Origin of the sequence: Bradyrhizobium erythrophlei (assembly GCF_042430365.1) — a bacterium.
In the GTDB taxonomy this organism is placed as follows: domain Bacteria; phylum Pseudomonadota; class Alphaproteobacteria; order Rhizobiales; family Xanthobacteraceae; genus Bradyrhizobium; species Bradyrhizobium erythrophlei.
The window spans coordinates 438544-457621 of the sequence record NZ_JBHMET010000274.1; the positions used below are offsets into that span (position 1 = coordinate 438544).

At 64.0% G+C, this 19078-nt stretch carries 13 protein-coding genes and 1 pseudogene; all 14 read left to right on the plus strand.

Annotated features, from left to right (window positions below; translation table 11 throughout):
- Positions 1-140 precede the first annotated feature (140 nt).
- The 14 genes and pseudogenes from ACFFWD_RS43985 to ACFFWD_RS44050 all read left to right on the plus strand — a co-directional run bounded on the left by ACFFWD_RS43985 (position 141) and on the right by ACFFWD_RS44050 (position 19047).
- Positions 141-953 carry a LuxR C-terminal-related transcriptional regulator gene (locus ACFFWD_RS43985; protein ID WP_376975706.1) on the plus strand — a complete coding sequence of 271 codons (813 nt, stop codon included), beginning with the start codon at positions 141-143 and terminating at the stop codon, positions 951-953.
- Positions 954-1606: 653 nt separating this feature from the next.
- Entirely contained in the window at positions 1607-2326 is a 720-nt protein-coding gene (locus ACFFWD_RS43990) for a nucleotidyltransferase family protein (RefSeq protein ID WP_376975707.1), read from the plus strand.
- A 73-nt stretch (positions 2327-2399) separates the two neighbouring features.
- Positions 2400-3536, plus strand: a complete 1137-nt coding sequence (locus ACFFWD_RS43995) for a DegT/DnrJ/EryC1/StrS family aminotransferase (RefSeq protein WP_376975708.1) — start codon at positions 2400-2402, stop codon at positions 3534-3536.
- Positions 3533-4249, plus strand: coding sequence for a sugar transferase (locus tag ACFFWD_RS44000; protein WP_376975709.1), 717 nt, complete (start codon positions 3533-3535; stop codon positions 4247-4249). Before ACFFWD_RS43995 ends, ACFFWD_RS44000 begins: the two co-directional genes overlap by 4 nt.
- Positions 4246-5253: a GDP-mannose 4,6-dehydratase gene (locus tag ACFFWD_RS44005; protein ID WP_376975710.1), complete on the plus strand. Its 1008-nt coding sequence runs from the start codon at positions 4246-4248 to the stop codon at positions 5251-5253. Before ACFFWD_RS44000 ends, ACFFWD_RS44005 begins: the two co-directional genes overlap by 4 nt.
- Entirely contained in the window at positions 5250-6542 is a 1293-nt protein-coding gene (locus tag ACFFWD_RS44010; protein WP_376975711.1) for a hypothetical protein, read from the plus strand. The genes ACFFWD_RS44005 and ACFFWD_RS44010 overlap by 4 nt, the downstream gene beginning before the upstream one ends.
- The gene (locus tag ACFFWD_RS44015) at positions 6520-7797 is read left to right on the plus strand and encodes a polysaccharide biosynthesis/export family protein (protein WP_376975712.1); all 1278 of its coding nucleotides are present in this window, start codon (positions 6520-6522) and stop codon (positions 7795-7797) included. Before ACFFWD_RS44010 ends, ACFFWD_RS44015 begins: the two co-directional genes overlap by 23 nt.
- Positions 7798-8141: 344 nt before the next feature.
- Positions 8142-9468: pseudogene (locus ACFFWD_RS44020) on the plus strand (IS5 family transposase).
- Positions 9469-9646: 178 nt separating this feature from the next.
- The gene (locus ACFFWD_RS44025; protein ID WP_376975713.1) at positions 9647-10243 is read left to right on the plus strand and encodes a helix-turn-helix transcriptional regulator; all 597 of its coding nucleotides are present in this window, start codon (positions 9647-9649) and stop codon (positions 10241-10243) included.
- A gap of 255 nt (positions 10244-10498) precedes the next feature.
- Positions 10499-11719 carry a glycosyltransferase gene (locus tag ACFFWD_RS44030; protein ID WP_376975715.1) on the plus strand — a complete coding sequence of 407 codons (1221 nt, stop codon included), beginning with the start codon at positions 10499-10501 and terminating at the stop codon, positions 11717-11719.
- A gap of 236 nt (positions 11720-11955) precedes the next feature.
- Positions 11956-12972: an O-antigen ligase family protein gene (locus ACFFWD_RS44035; protein ID WP_376975716.1), complete on the plus strand. Its 1017-nt coding sequence runs from the start codon at positions 11956-11958 to the stop codon at positions 12970-12972.
- 2 nt (positions 12973-12974) lie between these two features.
- The gene (gene asnB / locus ACFFWD_RS44040; RefSeq protein WP_376975717.1) at positions 12975-14960 is read left to right on the plus strand and encodes an asparagine synthase (glutamine-hydrolyzing); all 1986 of its coding nucleotides are present in this window, start codon (positions 12975-12977) and stop codon (positions 14958-14960) included.
- 10 nt (positions 14961-14970) lie between these two features.
- Positions 14971-16869, plus strand: coding sequence for a tyrosine-protein kinase domain-containing protein (locus tag ACFFWD_RS44045; protein ID WP_376975718.1), 1899 nt, complete (start codon positions 14971-14973; stop codon positions 16867-16869).
- Positions 16870-16896: 27 nt separating this feature from the next.
- Positions 16897-19047, plus strand: coding sequence for an oligosaccharide flippase family protein (locus tag ACFFWD_RS44050; RefSeq protein WP_376975720.1), 2151 nt, complete (start codon positions 16897-16899; stop codon positions 19045-19047).
- Positions 19048-19078: the final 31 nt, after the last annotated feature.

The following is a 19078-nucleotide window of genomic DNA, read 5'->3' on the forward strand; positions in this document are numbered from 1 at the left end:
AAAACCCAACCGCGCAACGAGTGTTTGTCGTTCTTCGACGCAGCCAACTTGAAAGACCGGGGACGGACTACCTGTTGGAATTGCCTAGTTTGAAGTTGTCCCATTGAAGTTGTGTCATTGCGTTTGTCGCGGAGGGTATTATGAGGAGGCGGCAGTCTTACGAAAGCGTTCTTATTGGAAAAAACGTACTCATTAGAGAAGGAATTTCACGAATACTGCATGCAGCGAATTTTCGTATCCTGGTATCGGCAGCGACCCCGGACGAACTGCCGAGCACACTCGAAGCGCATCAACTGCTGTTCCTCATCGTTCATACTGACGATGATTTCGATCTCGCGCTGGAGCAGATCGGGTTTGCCAAGAATAGGTACCCTGCAGCCCGGATAGCGGTCGTGTCCGACCACTACCGGCCAGGCGAGTTGGCCGCCGCGTTTCGCGCGGGTGCCAGCGGCTACTTCGTCAACGTCAATTCGTGCGATGCCTTCATCAAGTCCATCGAACTGGTGACGATGGGCGAGACGGTATTTCCGCCGGCATTTCTGTCGTTTGCTCTCGACAGCAATCACGTGCCTCAGCTGACGCCGTCAGGTGAAAGCGAGCGCGAACTCCTGGTCGCGGCGGAGGACACCATCGCCCCACCGCATCTCTCCCCGCGGGAGAGGGCGATCCTGTCCTGCCTCATCGAAGGTAACTCCAACAAGTGCATCGCCCGAAAGATCGACATCGCCGAGGCCACGGTGAAGGTCCACGTCAAGGCGATCCTGCGCAAGATCCGGGTGCAGAACCGGACACAGGCCGCGATCTGGGGCATGAACAACGGGTCGCTGGTCCGAGCAGCCAATGGCAACGTTCTGCCACTGGCCGTCAGCCATGACACGGGTCCCAAGATCTCTCGAGGTGATCGCCGAAACCATCAGCGGGCCGGCATCACTGAGGTTGATCAAACCGGCTGATCACTTCCGGGGCGCCTCGCATCGACGGCCTGCTTTCGCATGGCCGTCGACCGAGGGCCCCGCGCAATGACGCAGCTTGCGAATGAGCTGGGATCGCCGGACATCGCAGCGTCACCGCTGCGGCGGCGATGAGTTGACAGTTGCAGATGCGATGAACGTCCGACGGCCAACGTCGCGGCGAATGCTGTGTTTTACGTTGTCCGGCACATCGATCGGGTGGCGGCGCATGCCAGCGGATGCTCGCACGCTGCAGCGACGCTATTGCGGCAATCCCACCACCTTCGATGCAGAGGCCGATCGGCAACCGGCGGTTGCCACCGCCGTGGCGCACTCCCGTCAACGGCCGATCCGAACCGGCCCATCGCGCATACACCGGGTCTCGTTCGAATTTGCGGCCTGACATCGCGGCAACGAGAATCCCCGTCACCGCGATGTCGTTCTGACCACTAAATCTCGCCCGTCGTTCATCTTGCGACGCGCGCATCCGTCCTCCGAGACATCGTCGAATCGTCTCATGCAAACGCACGAAGACGCATGCGGTCTTTGCGACTAGCTTTTTTGAACGCTCAGCCCGACCAGCACGGTGAAAGCGGTCTGTCGCGATCGAGTGAGTCGACTCAGCGATTGCGCGCTCTAGCAATACGGAGGGAATGATGAAGGCGGTTATTCAATGCGGCGGCAAGGGAACGCGCCTGCGCCCCCACACATCCATCTTGCCGAAGCCGCTCATGCCGATCGGCGCCCGCCCCGTCCTTGAGCTTGTCCTCAAGTGGCTCAGGCGGAACGGGATCCGGGACGTCTACATCACGACGGGATATCTCGGACACCTCATTCGCAGCGTGTGCGGTGACGGCAACCAGTGGAACATGCGGATCACCTATACCCAGGAGGTGGAGCCGCTCGGAACGATAGGCCCGCTGTCGTTGCTGCGTGACCAGCTCGACGAACCGTTCCTGGTTCTCAACGGCGATGTGCTGACCGACCTCAACCTCAACCAGTTCGTGGGCAGCCATCGTCGCCGCAACTCGAATCTCACGATCGCCACCGCGATCCGCCCGACCAAGATGGACTTTGGCGTGATCGACGAGATGGAAGGACGCGTGACGGGCTTCCGCGAGAAACCGGAGCTGACGCACCTCGTCAGCATGGGCATCTACTGCATGGACCCGTCCGTGCTGGAACGGATCCCGTCGAACGTTCCCTTCGGCTTCGACGATCTGATGTTCCAGATGCTGGACGAAGAAGCCCCGGTGAACGTGTTCAAGCATAGCGGGCTCTGGCTCGATATCGGACGCGTCGAGGACTTCCTGAGGGCGCAGGACGTCGCATGGGACGAACAGTCGCCGGCCTTCGCCGCGACGGTCGCCGCCTGACCCCAAGCCTCGTGTTGCAGCGACCGCTTCGGCGGTCCTGCCGTCTCATTCAACCCGGGATTGGAGAGAACACATGCTATTGGTATCAGAGCCGGTCCTGGGCGAAGACGAGAAGGCTGCCCTGTCCGCCGTGATCGAGAGCGGCTGGGTAACGATGGGAGATCGGGTCCGCGACTTCGAGCAGGCGTTCGCGCGCATGCATGAAGCCGAGGACTCGGTCGCCGTCGGCTCGTGCACGGCCGCCCTTCACCTGATCCTTCATGCGCTTGGCATCGGCCCCGGAGACGAGGTCCTGGTTCCCTCGCTGACATTCGTCGCCACCGCCAACAGCGTCCTCTATGTCGGCGCACGGCCGGTCTTCGTCGATATCGGATCGGCAGAGGTGCCGCTGATGTCCCTGGACGATGCCGAAGCCAAGTGCACCTCCCGAACCAAGGCCGTCATTCTCGTGCATTTTGCCGGCTATCTGGCCCATCGCGACGCCTGGCAATCCTTTGCCCGCCGGAAGGGTCTGCTCCTGATCGAGGATGCCGCGCACGCGCCCGGCATGCCTGATGTCGGGACCTATGGCGAAGCGGCGGCATTCAGCTTCTATGGCAACAAGAACATGACCACCGCCGAGGGCGGCGCCATCATCGCCCGCAGCCGCACCTTGCGCGAAACCATCCGGAGCGCGCGCGCCCACGGCATGACGAGCGGCACACGGCAACGCCTCACCAACCGTCGTCCGGACTACGACGTGACGATCCTCGGCTTCAACTACCGGATGGACGAGTTGCGCGCGGCCCTCGGCCTCGCACAGCTGAAGAAGTTGCCGCAATGGAATGACACCAGACGCCGGCTCTCGACCAGCTACCGCCAGCTGTTCGCGGAGCAGTGCCCGTCGGTGATGGTGCCGTTTGAAGCGCCCTGGCCCTCGGCTCATCATATCATGCCGGTCGTGTTGCCGCCGGGAACGATCCGACAGCGCGTCATCGACCGACTGCGCAAGCGCGGCATCCAGACCACGGTTCACTATCCGCCGGTCCATCGCCTCACTTTCTACAGGGATCTCTATCCCGAGACGACCCTGTCGCGAACCGAGGATTTTGCCCGCCACGAGCTCACCTTGCCGCTGCATCCCGGAATGACGACATCGGACGTCGAGCGTGTCGTGACTGCGCTCGCGGCGGCACTTGCTGCGGACTACCCTGTTGGAGCGGTTGCATGACTGTACCCGAGACGGCCAATCACCTGATCGCGCCATCTCGTCTTTCTCAGGTGAACGGACGGCGCATCATTGACCTGGTCTGCGCCGGCGCCGCGTTGTTGGTGCTCTCGCCTGTCTTCATTATCGTGGCGGCCGTGATCTGGCTCGAGGCCGGCCGGCCGATCCTGTTCTCGCAACTCCGCCTCGGACAGAACGGGCAACCATTCTACATCTACAAGTTTCGCAAGTTCAGACCGAGTTGCGACGACAAGGGCTCGCCCTTGACGCTGCGGGAAGATGACCGGATGACCGCGGTCGGCCGCATCCTCGCCGCAACCAAGCTGGACGAGCTCCCGCAGATCTGGAACGTCCTGCGCGGCGATATGTCTCTCGTCGGTCCCCGGCCGGAGTCGCTCACCTTTGCCGACTGCTTTCGCGACGGCTTCGAGCAGCTCCTCGACCACAAGCCCGGCGTATTCGGCCCGTGCCAGGTCATCTTCCGGCACGAGAACAGGCTCTACCCCGCGGACGCGCCGGCCGCGGACTTCTACCGGGAAGTTCTGTTCCCGGCCAAGGCGAAGATCGATCTCGCCTATTTCCCGCGCCGGACCCTCGTATCCGATCTTGGCTGGATTGTTCGCGCCGGCGGCGTCATCGCCGCGGAGTGCTGGGCCGCATTGAGGCGGAACGTTCGATCGGACGCTTCCACCGATGAGAAAGAGCGACGACCATGAGCTACCTTGGGGCAAAGATACTCGTCACGGGAGCCGACGGTTTCATCGGATCTCACCTGACGGAGGCGCTGGTTGCGGCGGGAGCCGACGTGACGGCTCTGGCCCAGTACAACTCCTTCGACAGCCATGGCTGGCTTGACGATCTCCCGGAGTCGACGCGGCATAGGCTCAATCTCGTTCGCGGCGACATTCGCGACGCCGCCTTCGTCGGCCGCCTGGTCCAGGGCCACCACTTCGTCTTCCATCTCGCGGCGCTGATCGCGATCCCCTATTCCTATCTCGCCCCGCAGTCGTATGTCGAAACCAATGTCCTCGGCACGTTGAACGTCCTGGAGGCCGCGCGGCAGCACGGCACCGAGCGGGTCGTCGTGACTTCGACCAGCGAGGTCTACGGCACTGCGCTGAGAATGCCGATCGACGAGTCCCATCCCTTGCAGGGACAATCGCCCTACTCCGCATCCAAGGTCGCGGCGGACATGATGGCGGAGGCGTTCGCGCGGTCGTTTGGCGTTCCCGTCGTGATCCTCAGACCGTTCAATACGTACGGGCCGCGGCAAAGCGAACGCGCGATCATCGGCACCATCATTCGGCAGGCGCTCGATCCGTCCTGCACGGAGATCATGGTCGGCGATACGACGACCGTGCGTGATCTCACATTCGTTACCGACACCGCCGCAGCGTTCATGGCCGCCGGTCTGGCCGACGACATCGAGTATGGCCATGCCTACAACGCCGGCAGTCAGCGTGCCATTACGATCGGCGACCTGATCGATATCATTGTCGATCTGACGTCCAGCCGGAAGCCCGTCATTCAGGACGAAAAGCGGCTTCGTCCGACCAACTCGGAGGTGCGGGCGCTGCTCGCCGATTCCACCCGGTTTGTCCGGGCGACCGGATGGTCGCCAAAGGTAACGCTACGCGATGGACTGGAACGGACCGTCAACTGGTGGCGCGGTCGCCTCTCGACAAGCCAGGTCCGCCGCCAGCACGATTTCATCACATGACCGCCCGGCTACATTGGGTCCGGGCCGGGCTGTGGTGCGGCATCATTGCCTCACTCCTCCTGTCGCGGAGCGCGCAGCCGGAGACACTGGCCAATGCGCGGTTTGCCTTTGCTTCGCCCATGGACCTGCCGGACTACCTCGTCCCGACGGCAGACAAATCCCTCGGGACGACGCTCGTGCGTGTGACCACCCCGCAGAGCGCGCTCGGCAACGGCGTTGCCTGCAAACGTAATTACTGCTCGCACCGCTATTCGAGCGCGCAAGCCTGGAACGCCGACCAGAGCCTGCTTCTGATCGTCAACGGCTGCAACGGGCTCTGCTTTCTCGACGGGCGCAGCTACACAGCGCTATTCCAGCGACAGCGGGCGGGTGAATGCGAATGGCATCCGCGGGAGCCGGAGGTCATGATCTGCGTCCTCGGCAACCGCATTTCGCGATGGGCACCGCGAACCAATGCCGAGGATGTCGTCTTCGAGCTCAGGGAATACCGCGAACTTCAGTTCGGCCCTTACAAGGGCAACCCATCCTGGGACGGCCACCGCATCGCGGTACGCGCGACCAGGCAGGATGGCCCGCTGGTCGCTTTCGCCGTCGATCTCTCGACCCGGCAGAAGTTTCCCGACATCGACCTCGCGCGAATTCCCGGCAAGAACAGCTATTGCGGCATCTCGCCGCTCGGTGGCTCCATCTTCTGCCAGCAGGCGCTCGCCGATCAAACGGATCAGGCGTTCATCTTCGCGGTCGACGGCAGCCTGGTGCAGAGCTGGACCGAGCATCATCGGCCGGGCCATGGCGACATGACCGTCGATGCCGACGGGCTGGAAGTCTACGTGGGCATCAGCAAATCGGCGCCCGACAAGTATCAGGTGATCAAGCGAAGACTGCGCGACGGGTTGGTCACGGCGCTTGCTCCCTATGGCGAGGCCCAACATGCCTCGACACGGGCGATCCGCCGTCCCGGATGGGTGTTCCTCAGCTATGCCGGCAGCCCGCTCGCCCTGGTGGGCAACGCGCGGATGGCTCCGTTCGCCCAGGAGATTATCGCGCTGAAGATCGACGGCAGCGGCGAGTTCCGGCGCGTCGCGCACACGGTCAACGTATCAGCAGATTACTGGAGTGAAACCCACGGCTCCCCCTCCCCCGATGGATCGCAGGTCATCTGGTCGAGCAACTGGGGGACGCGAGGCGGACCGGTGTTTGATTTTGTGACCAGGCTCGATTGGGGTGATCCCGAGAGCGGGTCGCAGCTCGTCCAAGGAGAGCGTCATGAAGGGCAACATTCGCACTAGGGCTTTGCGCCACCTCTGCACCGCCTTCTGGGTAACAGTCGTTGCCGCGACGAGCAGCGGGGCCAGCGTCGCGGCGCAGTACAAGCTGGCGGCCGGCGACACGCTCGAAGTGTCGATCGGCGGCCTGCCCGATCAGCGCTACAGACTGCAGATTCAAGATGATGGCACCATCGCGTTCCCCGGGATCGGCGCGGTGGAGGTCTCCGGCCTGACGCCTGCGGAATTTCAAGCGCGCATGGAGGCGCTGCTGCGCTCGCGGGTGCTGCGTCAACGGGCGCCGAACGGGGGCGAGCAGCCTTTCGTCGTCAAGCCCGGCGACGTCATGACGAGCGTCGCGGAGTATCGGCCGATCTACGTCACCGGCGACGTTTTGACGCCGGGGCAGCAAGTTTATCGCGCAGCCATGACCGTACGTCAGGTCGTGGCGGTCGCCGGCGGCTTCAGCCTGTTGCGATCCCGCGGCCAGACGCCAGGCGCCACCGATCCGGCCGATCTGGTGCGCGACTATCAGTCGTTCTCGACCGAATACGTGAAGGAGTTCATCCACGTTCAGCGCACCAACGCGGAGCTACGCGATCAAGACAAGTTCGATGCGAGCATCCCGAGGGAGATTTCCCTGCCGGCCTCCGCGATCGACCCGATCGTGCAAGCCGAGGCACAATCGCTGAAAACGGCCGTGACCGACAATCGCAATGAACGGGCCTTCCTGGAAGACGCCGTCAAGCAGGCGGATGCTCAGCTCGTGACGCTCAAGAAGCAGCAGGAGGCCGAGGAGAAAGGTGTCCAGGCGGACGAGGAGGAACTCGACCGCGTCATCAAGCTGTTCGGCCAGGGATCATTGCCAAGCCCCCGCGTTGCGGAGAGCCGGCGTGCGCTGCTGCTCTCATCGACGCGCCGCCTGCAAACCCAGGTTGAGGTCATGCGGCTGCAGCGTCAGCGTGAGGATTCCCTGCGGCAGATCGATCGCGTCGGCAGCCTGCGCACCGTCAATCTGCTGAAGGAGCTGAAGGATTCGAACGCCCGGATGGCGGATCTGCGGGTCAGGATGCAGGCGCTGAGCCAGCGGCTGCAGCCGATCGGCGGCGCCGGCGCCGTGCCGCTCGGAATGAGCGAGCTCCAGCCCGAGGTCACCATCATCCGTAAGGTCGGACAACGATGGGACAGGATCGCCGCATCGGTCGATTTCGATGTCGAACCGGGGGACGTGGTCGACGTCGCATTGCGGGCTTCGGCAGCTACGAACGCCTCAAACTAGCCGTCGGCATCAAACGGGGTACCCACAACGGAGGTCGCGCCGGCGGCCTCCGCAGCCGCATGCTGCGCCAGGCCGCGCCCGCAGCAGCGCAAGGGGGCGGTCCCCGCTATCCCGCAACCGCCACCCGACCGCACCTGCGCGCCGTCGACGGCCGCCCCCGACGAGGTAGCTGGATTAGTCGTCCGTGAAGAGCGGCTAAGCGATTGAGCTGGAATCGCATTTGTCTTTGTGGGCTGTTTTGAGATTGCAGGGTTTTGATGCTTGGGCATCGGAACCCTGCAATTTCATTTTCAGGATTCCGTCGAATCGCCAGTCATGATTCCGTCGTCGTATCGGAGGTGGCGATGCGACCGAAGAAGCACAGGACGACGGGATCGGGCGATCTGTTCCGGGCCAGGCTGGACCAGATCATCAACATGAAGCACGAGCTTCGATTGGGACTGGATCGACGGCGAGATCGCACCGCTCTATAGCGAGAATGGTCGGCCGGGCATCGCGACCCGCTTCATGATCGGGCTGCTGCTGCTCAAGCAGATTTACGGGCTGTCCGATGAGGGGGTGTGCGAGCGCTGGGTCCACGACCCGTATTTCCAGTACTTCACCGGCGAAGAGTTCTTCCAGCACGCCTTCCCGCACGAGCGCTCGGACCTGAGCCACTGGCGCAAGCGGCTCGGCGACAAGCTGGAGCTGTTGCTGGCCGAGAGCCTGCGGGTGGCGCACGAGGCCGGCGCGTTACGCAGCCAGGACCTCAAGCGGGTCACGGTCGATACCACGGTGCAGCCGAAGGCCATCACCTTTCCGACCGATGCCAAGCTGCTGCACGCGGCGGTCAAGGGGCTCAACCGCCTGGCGCGGAAGCACGGGGTCAAGCTGCGGCAGTCCTATCTTCGCATTGCCAAGACCGCGGCGATGATGGCGGGGCGCTACGCCCATGCCAAGCAATTCAAGCGGCATCACCGGCAGCTGCGCATCCTGCGCAGCCGGTTGGGCCGGATCATCCGCGATATCCGCCGCAAGATCGAAGGTCAGGCTGTGCTCGAGAACGCCTTTGCCCTCCCGCTCAGCCGGGCTTCGCAGATCCGTTCGCAGCAGCAGCGCCAGCGCGGCTGGAAGCTTTATTCCTTCCATGCCCCGGAGGTGGAGTGCATCGGCAAGGGCAAAGCCGCCGCGCCTTACGAGTTCGGTGTCAAAGCCTCCATCGTCACCAACAACCGCCGGGCTCCCGGCGGCCTGTTCGTGCTGCACGCCAGGGCGCTACCCGATAACCCGTACGACGGTCACACCTTGCGGGACGTCATCGACCGCACCGAGACACTCACCGGCTGCGCGATCGAGCGGGCCTATGTCGACAAGGGATACCGCGGCCACGACGCGCAAAATCCGCGTCGCGTCTTCATCTCCGGCCAGAAGCGCGGCGTCTTCGGCGCCATCAAGCGCGAGCTGCGCCGCCGCTCCGCCATCGAGCCCATCATCGGACACCTGAAGACCGATGGTCACCTCGGCCGCTGCTACCTCAAAGGCCGCGCCGGCGATGCCGCCAACGTCATCCTCTCCGCCGTCGGCCACAACTTCCGCCGCATCCTCGCCTGGCTCAGGGCTCTTTGGTGTCTGATCTTGACCACCCTCATCGCTGCCGCCAGCGACCGCTCACCGCGTCAATCGGTTTTTTAACGGACGACGGATTACCCCCGATTTGAATTTTACAGCGTTTGCCGAACTTGGGATGCTTTTCACGCCCTCATTCCATTCATTTGAATGAGACGGCCTGGAGGCAGGAGAAATGCTCAATTTGGACCAGACCACCACATTGCCAAACGCGATTGCATCACTTCATCAGTGCAGGGAATCCGTGTTTAACATTTCCAACCGTACGCCCATTCAGCCCGATACCTATTCTGCGGACAAGCGGGACGAGTTTCCCGCGGCGCTGGGGCGCATCGGATGCGGACAGATCCTGCTCATTCGGGATCGCGTGATCGAGGCAAGCGCGACCGCCCGGGCGATCCTGGAGCGCGAGTCCCGCCAACTACCCGGTCGCGAGACTCCCTACGGCGCCTTGCGGCAACTGCTCAATCGTGCAGGAGCACAATTGCCGATCGGCTCGACGTCATGGCTCGCGACGTCAACCAAGGAAGGCATCAGCCGCCTCGTCAACCAGATCTGCAATGCCCGCTCGGACGGCACTAGCGCCGTCATCCTGCTTGATCTCGACGCGCATCCGGAACCCACTCCGGGCACGCTGCAGCGCCTGTTTGGCCTCACCGCCGCGGAAACCCAGCTCGCGGTCGAACTGGCGCGAGGTCGCAATCTGCTCGACGTGGCCCGCGCCCGGCGACTGAGCCGAACGACAGTGCGCTCGCATCTCGCTGCGCTGTTCGTCAAGACGCAGACCCGGCGGCAAGCGGAGCTCGTTGCGCTGCTGGGCCGCGTCGCCGTCTTGCCCTGACGGCCGCACGCGGCTCGCCATTCAATCGCGTCAAATCCGCGGTGGTCCGACCTCGGGAAAATCCGTTCGTGGGCGGACCACCGCAAGACAACAAGGCAGTTTCGACGGCGTTCTCATCCAAACGAATGAAGACACTTTCCGATCGTCTCGTAAGCTCGTTTGCACCTTGAGCGTGCCCGGAGAAGCGCAAGGCCGACGGGGTGGCCGATCACCCGGCCGGCGGAACTGCACAGCGGCGTGACCGAGAGGACTCGCATGACGATACATGTGCTCTGCGTGGGAGGCGAGGATCATGCGCTCCGCATCCCCTTCCTGTCCGCCCTGCGCGATCGGGGCTTCCGGGTGAGCGCGGCCGGCACCGGCGCCGCACTTCCATTCACCAGGAACGACATCGAGTATCATGGCTACAGCTTCGACAGATTTGGCGCGCGCATCAACGATCGCGTGGCGATCGGGCAGCTCTCGCAGCTCGTTCGAAGTATCCGGCCCGACGTCGTCCAGACGTTCGACACCAAACCCAACCTGCTTGCGCCGCTCGCGATCCGCGGCAGCGTCCCCGTCGTGCGCACCATCAACGGGATGGGCTGGGTGTTCTCGTCGACCAATCTCAAGGCCCTCGCGTTCCGGCCAATCTACCTGACGATGCAGCGCCTGGCCGCCCGCTGGACCACGGCGACAGTATTTCAGAACACGGCGGATCGCAGCTTCTTCCAGCGCTATCACCTGCTCGGCAACAGTCCCGACGTGCTGATCGGAAGTTCGGGCATCGATGTTGCGGCCTTCGAGACCGCGCAGAGCCAGGCAAGCTCCGATGCCAGGCTGCGCGCCGAGCTGAATCTCGGCGATTGCGAGGTGGTGCTGACCGTCAGCCGGCTGACCGTTCAAAAGGGCATCCCCACCCTGCTCGACGCTGCGGCCATCGTGCACGCGGCCCGGCCTGGCGTACGTTTCCTGCTCGTCGGTCCGCGCGAGAGCGAGGGTCCCTTTGCGGTGGACCAGGCCCTGATCGATCGCCATGCGCCCTACGTGACGGCGCTCGGCGCGAGATCCGACGTTCCCGCGCTCCTCGGCCTCGCCAATGTCTTTGCCTGCCCGACCGAATACCGGGAAGGCATTCCGCGGGTACTGCTGGAGGCGGGGCTCGCCGGTGTACCCATCGTCGCGACACGTGTTCCGGGCTGCGACGACGTCGTGGTGGAGAACTGGAACGGCCACCTCGTGCCCGAGCGCGATCCGCGCGCGCTCGCCGCCGCCATCCTCGACCTGCTCCAGGACCCCGCCCGGGCAAGAGCCATGGGCGCCCGCTCGGTCGAGACGGTACGCCGCGAATTCGATCTGAACGTCGTGACCGACCGTTACGCCGAGCTTTACCGACAGCTGGTTTCCGCAGTCAGGCCGGGCGACGACCAGCTTCCGTCATCCCGTGATGGCCGCGACTACCAAAGGGCTCGCCTTCACAGCAGCGCAGTATCATGATTGGCAACGCACTCTTTGCCCTCGGCATTGTTCTCACGACGGCCTCACAGTTGCGGCTGCCTGGGGCTGTGTCGATGGGCATTGGCGAACTCTGCCTCGTGCTGTGGCTCATACTTGCCGCCCTTGAGCTGATCGCTGGCGGCCGCATCCACAACGCACGAGCCGTGCTTCGCATCGGCGCGTTCTGGGTCTGCTTTGCGTTTGCGATGAGCATCGGAACATGCCTGGCGTTGCTCATGAACGAGCTCGATCCCCCCACCATGATACATGACACCTTCGCATATGTGCTGGTGGCCGCGCTCGCCCTCATGATCGCTGCGACAATGGATCCGCACGGCGCGTTGCGCCAGACCCAGTGGTTCCTGATCGGATTCTGGATTGCCGCGCTGGTTCTGCAGCTCGCGATGGGTTGGAACATCATCAGCCTGCCATCGGTCGAGCCGTGGTTCTGGGACCGCTTTCGGGGCTGGGCCGAGAATCCCAATCAGGTCGGGCTTTACTGCGCCGTCTTTACGCCGCTATCCCTGAGCCTGGCGCTTTCCGCGCGGGGATTTGGTCGGATCGTTGCCTTCTTCAGTTGCCTTCTGTCCCTCATCGTCGGCCGCCTCACCAAGAGCGATACATTCCTCATCGCGATGACCGCGGCCCTCGCGCTGCTGCTCCTGCTGCGCCTGCGGAGCTGGCTGACTTCTCCGGAGCACCGATCGAGCCTCCGGTTCGCCATCGGGCTGTTCGTCATCCTCGCTGCCGCTCCGCTTGCGCTCTCATTGACGCCGTATGCCGTGGCGACCGCCGGCGACGTCGAAAGCCTTGCGTTCAGTCTCACCAAGGATCGTGGCGGTAACGCAACGAAGGCGACCGCGGCACTGCGCCTGCAACTTTGGGGGGACGCACTGGATATCGGATTGAATACGGGATCGGTAGGGCTCGGACCAGGTCCGCACCTGACGAAGCCGAACGTGGCAAACGTCAACAATCTACCCCTCCCGTTCGAAGCTCACAGCACACTGATGGACGTGTTCCTGCAAGGCGGCCTGCTCGGCGTGATGGCCGTGTGCGGCCTGTTTGCGACCACGATCGCCCTGGTGCTGCGTGCGCGGCTTGATGTCCTGGCGGCGTTGGTCGCGACGCTTTCCATCTTCAGCATAAGCCATTTCATCCTGCGTCACCCGATCGTGTGGTTCGCGCTCGCCCTCAGCCTGATCCTTGGCTCGGAACGCACGACCTCCCCGCAGGCGCGTCCAGGAACCTGAACATGTGCGGCATCACCGGCATACTCCAGATCCCGCGGGCTTCCCGGCCCGTCGACCTGGTCGCGATCAGGCAAATGACCGCAACCTTGCAGCATCGCGGTCCCGATGCCGACGGCTTCTGGAGTGACCCATACGCCGGGATCGCGCTCGGTCATCGCCGGCTCGCAATCGTCGACCTTACGGACGCCGGACGACAGCCGATGCGCTCCGAAAGCGGCCGCTTCGTCATCACGTTCAACGGCGAGATATACAACTACCTGTCGCTGCGCCAGGAGCTTGAAGGCATCGGTCATCGCTTCAACGGCGGCAGCGATACGGAAGTCCTGCTCGCAATGATCGAAAGCTGGGGGCTGGAGAAAGCCCTCAGCCGCAGCAACGGAATGTTTGCGATCGGCGTGTGGGATCGCCGGGACCGCATCCTCCATCTCGCCCGCGACCGGATGGGGAAGAAACCGCTCTACGTCGCCAGGACACCAAGCGCCATCGCCTTTGCCTCGGAGCTGAAGGCAATCGCCGCACTGCCCGATTTCTCGTCGGAGATCGATCCGCGCGCGGTGGCGGAGTTTCTCGCGCAAGGCTGGTTGCCGGACGATCTGTGCATTTGGCGTGATGCGTTCAAGCTCCCGCCCGGAAGCATCCTGTCGTTCGGCGCCGGCGAACTTGCAGCCCAGCCGGATGCGGCGACGCTGCGCGCGAGGGCGCGCCGCTGGTGGTCGCTGACGGAGGTTGCCAGGAACGGCCGGGCCTCCCCCGCTCCCGAAGACGATCGTCAGCTCGTGACGGAGCTCGACGAGTTGCTCCGCCAGACCGTGCGTGAGCGCATGGTCGCCGACGTCCCCATCGGGCTTTTCCTTTCGGGCGGCATCGACAGCGCGACGGTGGCCGCGCTGATGCAGTCCCAGTCGCCGCGGCCGGTCCGCTCGTTCACGATCGGGTTCAACGAACCGACCTTCGACGAGGCGGCCAGCGCTGCTGCCGTCGCACGTCATCTCGGCACGGATCACACGGAGTTCAGGCTTACTCCGGCGGACGCCAGAGCGGTCATTCCCGGCCTCGCCTCGATCTGGGACGAGCCGTTTGCCGATGAATCGCAGATCCCAACGCTCCTGCTCTCTCGTCTCGCCCGGCGGGACGTCACGGTCGCTCTCTCCGGCGACGGCGGCGACGAATGCTTCGGTGGCTATTCCAGGCACCTTCTGACGGCTCGCCTCGCCGCGCTCCTTGCCAACGGAGCCTTGCGGCAGACCGCGGCGGCAGGCGTCGGACTGCTGGCGCGCGTGTTGCGCGAAGATCTGACCAGCGCGCTGCCGCTGCCCGTCCGTCTGCGGCGAATGATCCAGGGCGACCGGATCAACCGCCTGGCGCAGCTGTTCGGCGGCGACAGTGTCGACGACATGTACCGGAAGACGACGCGTCTTTCCGAGTTGCAGCTGACCGCGGAACCCGCTGCCGTCGATCCGGCCCAGGTGCCGCCGCTCGATGATCTTCTGTCCGACTTCATCGTCCGCGACATGACCGGCTATCTCCTCGGCGACATCCTGGTGAAGCTCGATCGCGCCAGCATGGCGGCAAGCCTCGAGGCGCGCTGTCCGATCCTCGACCATCGCGTCGTGGAATTCTCCTGGCGATTGCCGAACTCCGCAAAGGTTCGCGACGGTCGCGGCAAGTGGATTCTGCGTCAGGTGCTCAACCGCTATGTCCCGAGCCACCTCATCGATCGCCCGAAGCAGGGTTTCGACGTGCCGATCGGCGCCTGGCTGAAAGGACCCCTGCGCGCATGGGCGGGCGACCTCCTTTCGGAGCCGCGCCTTCGCCGCCAGGGGCTGCTGGACCCGCGAAGGATTCAGGAGTGCTGGCAGGACCACCAGAGCGGCCGCCGCGACCATGCGCGGCCGCTGTGGGCGGTTCTGATGCTGCAATCATGGCTGGATACGACACGAGATCACAGAGCATCTCGGCCGATGAGAGTGCTCGAACCCGCGCAGTGAGGATCAAGCAATGGAAGCCCTGGTACGCAAACGCATGCGGCAGCTGACCGTCCTCCCGGACACCGTTCCCGGGGCACGCATGGGCGAACAATCCGTCGGGACCAACGACGGCATGCAGTCGTTGAAGCAAGTGCTGGAGAGCCTGCGGAAATACAGGCGGCTCATCCTCAGGATCGTCATCGTGGGCGCCATCCTCGCCGGCCTTGCAAGCCTGTTCGTATCGCCCACCTATCTGGCGACCGCACAGCTTGCTGTCGACGTCAGGCAACCGGCAGCAACCGAGGGGGCCCCCGCTGCCGCCGCCGGCCAAGGTGCCGAGGAATCCATCATCGACACGCATGTCACGGTCCTCTTGTCCGATGCCTATCTGCGGCAGCTTCTGCCCACGCTTCGTGAACTTCAGGATGCGAGACACCGCGCCGCAGGAGGCTGGATCCAGAGCCTGCGGACGCAGGTGCACGACGCTTGGACAAATATCAAGGCGCTGATCGGTGGCGAAGCAAAGCCGGACGACGGCGCGGCGCTGGCTGCTCTGAAGGGCAGTCTGAAGATTGGCCAGGAGCGTCGCTCCCGGATCATCGGCGTGAGCGCGGCGTCGCCCGATCCGCAAAAGGCGGCGGACATCGCCAATACGGTCGCACAGTCCTACGTCGAAGCGCTGACGCGGCAGAAGCGCAGCGAGGCCGAGAACGCTTTGAATGCCCTCGCGGTGCGGTCAACCAAGATCCAGGCCGACCTCGCGCAGGCGGAGCAGGAACTGAAGAATTATCGCCTTGCCGGCCAGGTGGTGCCGTCACGGGATGCCGCGCTCGAATGGAAAGTGACCACGCTCGCGCAGCAGTTTGAGACGCTTCTTCGGCGACGGCAGGAACTGACCGCCACCGGTCTCGTCGTGCAGCCGGACGTCAGCCTGCGCGCTACGGCCTCGCCGCCGGAGCGGCCTGCCTCGTTGCCGCCTCTGCTCTTGGTTCCTCCCGCCGTGATCGCGCTGGCGCTGTTCGCCTGCGTTCTTGCCGTTGTTCTCGATCGTCTCGACCACACGCTGCGCACGGAGGCCGACGCGACCTCAGCTCTGAACGTTCCGTGCGTCGGCGTGATGCCGACCATCCCGCTCGAGCCGGGCGTTCAGCCCCAGTACTTCCTGGAGCAGCCCACGAGTAGCTATTCCAGGGCAATCCGCTCCATCCTGGTATCCCTGCTGGCGTCCGATCCGGTCGTCCAGCAACGGATCGTTCTCGTGACGTCCAGCGTCGGCGGCGAAGGCAAGACCCTCCTTGCGCGGAGCCTTGGCGTCTACGCCGCCCGGCTCGGGCGACGCACGCTGCTGATGGATTTCGGCCAGTTCGGCCGTCGCCCAAGCGACGAGAGCGCCAATCTGCGCGGCGTTCTGTCGTATGACCGGCCGCTTGCGGATGCGGTGCAGTATATTCCCGAGTTCGGCATCGACTATCTGCCGGCTGGCCTGTCCGATGGAAATCGGCTTGGCGTGTTCGCTAATCCCAAGATTGCTCCGCTGCTCCGGCAACTGGGCGAAGCGTACGATCTCGTGATCATCGATGGACCGTCCCTGCTCGAAGTCCCCGAGGCACGGCTCATCGCAAGCTGGGCCGATCACATCCTGCTCGCTGTGCGTAGCGGAAGCACCCATCGGGATCTGGCGCTCGCTGCCCTGCACCAGCTCGCTCGCACGGAACATCTTCACCCCAACCGCGATACGAGCATCTCGGTGGTCCTGACGCGGGCAGATCCGTCCGGCAACGACCAGGCCACGCAGCCCGCGGATGATCGGCCGAACCCACTGGTCGCGCGTTACCAACGGTACGAAGCGGCGATCACGCGATGGTTCACCCCCAAGGCAGCAATCGAGGCCATGCACTCGGCGTGGGCAAAGCTGAGGGCGCGATCCTGAACCGCAGATGATGGAATTGAGTATCGCATGATTATCGAGACCTTCGGTCCGCCGGGTGCAGGCAAGACGACGTTCAGCCGAGCGTTGGCCGATCGCCTGCGCGAGCGGGGCCATACCGTCGATCTGGTGCTGACGCTGCCGCGTATGCAAAGCAAGTGGCTGAGCCGCGGCGGCATCATTCCGGCGATCGTGCGCATCTTTCATGCGCTCCTCGCTGATCTCGCGATCCTGTGCCGCCCGATCTCGAACGCCCGGGGACTGCTTCTTGCGCGCGACCTGCTCCGCCTGATGCCGCCGAGGAGCGCCATCTGGTGGATCAGACTGAGCCAGTACGTCATGCGGTTCTCTTGTGTCTGGAAACGCGCGCACGACCCGAACCATATCGTCCTGTTCGACCAGGGGTTCGTCCAGGTCGTTTGCACCCTTGCCATGTTCAGCCGTGCCGATCAGAAGACGATCGCCCACGCCATCAGCATGCGAACACCGTCGGACCTCGTGATCCGCTTTGACGCCCCGCGCGACATGCTGGAACGGCGCCTTCATCAGCGCGTGAACGGGAAGACCTTCGCGGAGAAGTGGTTCGAACCTGACGTCGAGACCTTTCTCGAGGCCAAGCCGATCACCGACTATGTCGGATCGCTGCTGGCAACCGACGATCCGCAGCCGATCTGCTTCAATTCGTTCGACCCGGATCTCCTGACCGAGGCGCTCGACCGCGTCGAAGAGGAAGTCTCCACCAGATTCAAGAAGGACAACACGGCGCATGCGCGGCCCAATCCGGAGCAGCGCGCACTCCCGTCCTTTGGCGAAATGCTCGCACCGGTGCCGTCGCCGCTCGAGAATGCCGGCCCCGACGACCCCGAGCTCACGCGCCGTCTCGCCAACGCCAGCCTGTGGGCCTTCATGGTCTACGTTGGAGGAGCCGGGCTGACCTGCCTTGCGCAGCTCGTGATTGCCCGCCTCATTGGCACGAACAGCTACGGCATCTACTCGTATGCCGTGGCCTGGACGACCTTGCTCTCCTATATCTCGGCCCTTGGCTTCAACACGGTCCTGCTGCGATTTGTGCCCGCCTATAGCGCGACCGGACGGTGGTCGCTGGCCTACGGACTGATCCGGTATGCCTTCGGACGATCGACGCTCCTCGCGGCTGTTATCGCAATCGGCGGAATCGCGACCGTGTTCGTGCTGCCGCACCACGAGCATCCGGAGCTGACGATCAGCCTCGCGATCGGCATCGCGACAGTCCCGCTGGTCACGATCTACGTGCTTGCCGGCTCCGCGGTTCGCGCGTTTGGCGGCGTCGTTTCGGCTCTTGCTCCCGAGCGGTTCGGTCGGGACGGCCTCATGGTCGTGCTAGTGCTGCTGGCACTGGGCCTCAACATCACACCAATCGACGCAACGACCGTGCTGCTGGCCTTGTTTGCGAGCTCCGCCTTCACGGCCGGGGTGCTCGGGTTCAGCATGCGCAAGCTGTGGCCGCCGCAGCTTCGATCGGTGACACCGGCTTACGCCAAGGCCGATTGGTGGCATCTCGGAATTCCGGTCGTGCTCATGATCGGCGTAGAAATCCTGATGAGCCGCGCCGGGTTGATCCTGCTGGGCTGGAGCGGCGACGCACACGCCGCCGGCCTGTTCGCTCTCGGGCTGAACCTCGCCATGTTTCTTGTGCTTCCCCGTGTGGCCGTCGGAACCTTCTTTTCTCCGAGCGTCTCGAAGCTCCACGCGCACCGCAATGACGCGGCATTGCAAAGCCTGTTCGCCCGCGCGACCGTGCTCTCGCTGCTCGGCACGGCCGTGCTGGCAATTCCGCTCCTGGTCCTGACGGAGCCCTTGTTGCGCTTCTTCGGCGAGGAGTTCATCGTAGCCGCCCCGATCGCCCAAGTCCTCGTCATCGGTCAACTGCTGGCCGCCGCAACCGGTCCTCAGCTGAACCTCCTGACCATGACGGGACACGAGCGCGCAGCAACCCTGATCATGCTGGTCGGCGCGGCGGTCAATCTGACCGCATGCGCGATCGGGATTGCCTTCTTTGGCGCAATGGGTGCTGCCGTCGCGACGGCCGTGACGAACGTGGTTTGGAACACGGCAATGGTTGTCTACATCCACAAGCGCGTGAACATGATGGCCGGCCTTCTCCATGCGATCTGGGAGTTCCGTCGCCCGGCCGCGGAATAGACCGCAGAAATATTCTGTAACAACAGAAGCT

What these genes read in the sequence shown, in the direction of transcription:
- ACFFWD_RS43985 (WP_376975706.1), top strand. Translation starts at nt 141, where the DNA reads ATGAGGAGGCGGCAGTCTTACGAAAGCGTTCTTATTGGAAAAAACGTA.
- ACFFWD_RS43990 (WP_376975707.1), top strand. Translation starts at nt 1,607, where the DNA reads ATGAAGGCGGTTATTCAATGCGGCGGCAAGGGAACGCGCCTGCGCCCC.
- ACFFWD_RS43995 (WP_376975708.1), top strand. Translation starts at nt 2,400, where the DNA reads ATGCTATTGGTATCAGAGCCGGTCCTGGGCGAAGACGAGAAGGCTGCC.
- ACFFWD_RS44000 (WP_376975709.1), top strand. Translation starts at nt 3,533, where the DNA reads ATGACTGTACCCGAGACGGCCAATCACCTGATCGCGCCATCTCGTCTT.
- ACFFWD_RS44005 (WP_376975710.1), top strand. Translation starts at nt 4,246, where the DNA reads ATGAGCTACCTTGGGGCAAAGATACTCGTCACGGGAGCCGACGGTTTC.
- ACFFWD_RS44010 (WP_376975711.1), top strand. Translation starts at nt 5,250, where the DNA reads ATGACCGCCCGGCTACATTGGGTCCGGGCCGGGCTGTGGTGCGGCATC.
- ACFFWD_RS44015 (WP_376975712.1), top strand. Translation starts at nt 6,520, where the DNA reads ATGAAGGGCAACATTCGCACTAGGGCTTTGCGCCACCTCTGCACCGCC.
- ACFFWD_RS44030 (WP_376975715.1), top strand. Translation starts at nt 10,499, where the DNA reads ATGACGATACATGTGCTCTGCGTGGGAGGCGAGGATCATGCGCTCCGC.
- ACFFWD_RS44035 (WP_376975716.1), top strand. Translation starts at nt 11,956, where the DNA reads ATGAACGAGCTCGATCCCCCCACCATGATACATGACACCTTCGCATAT.
- asnB (WP_376975717.1), top strand. Translation starts at nt 12,975, where the DNA reads ATGTGCGGCATCACCGGCATACTCCAGATCCCGCGGGCTTCCCGGCCC.
- ACFFWD_RS44045 (WP_376975718.1), top strand. Translation starts at nt 14,971, where the DNA reads ATGGAAGCCCTGGTACGCAAACGCATGCGGCAGCTGACCGTCCTCCCG.
- ACFFWD_RS44050 (WP_376975720.1), top strand. Translation starts at nt 16,897, where the DNA reads ATGATTATCGAGACCTTCGGTCCGCCGGGTGCAGGCAAGACGACGTTC.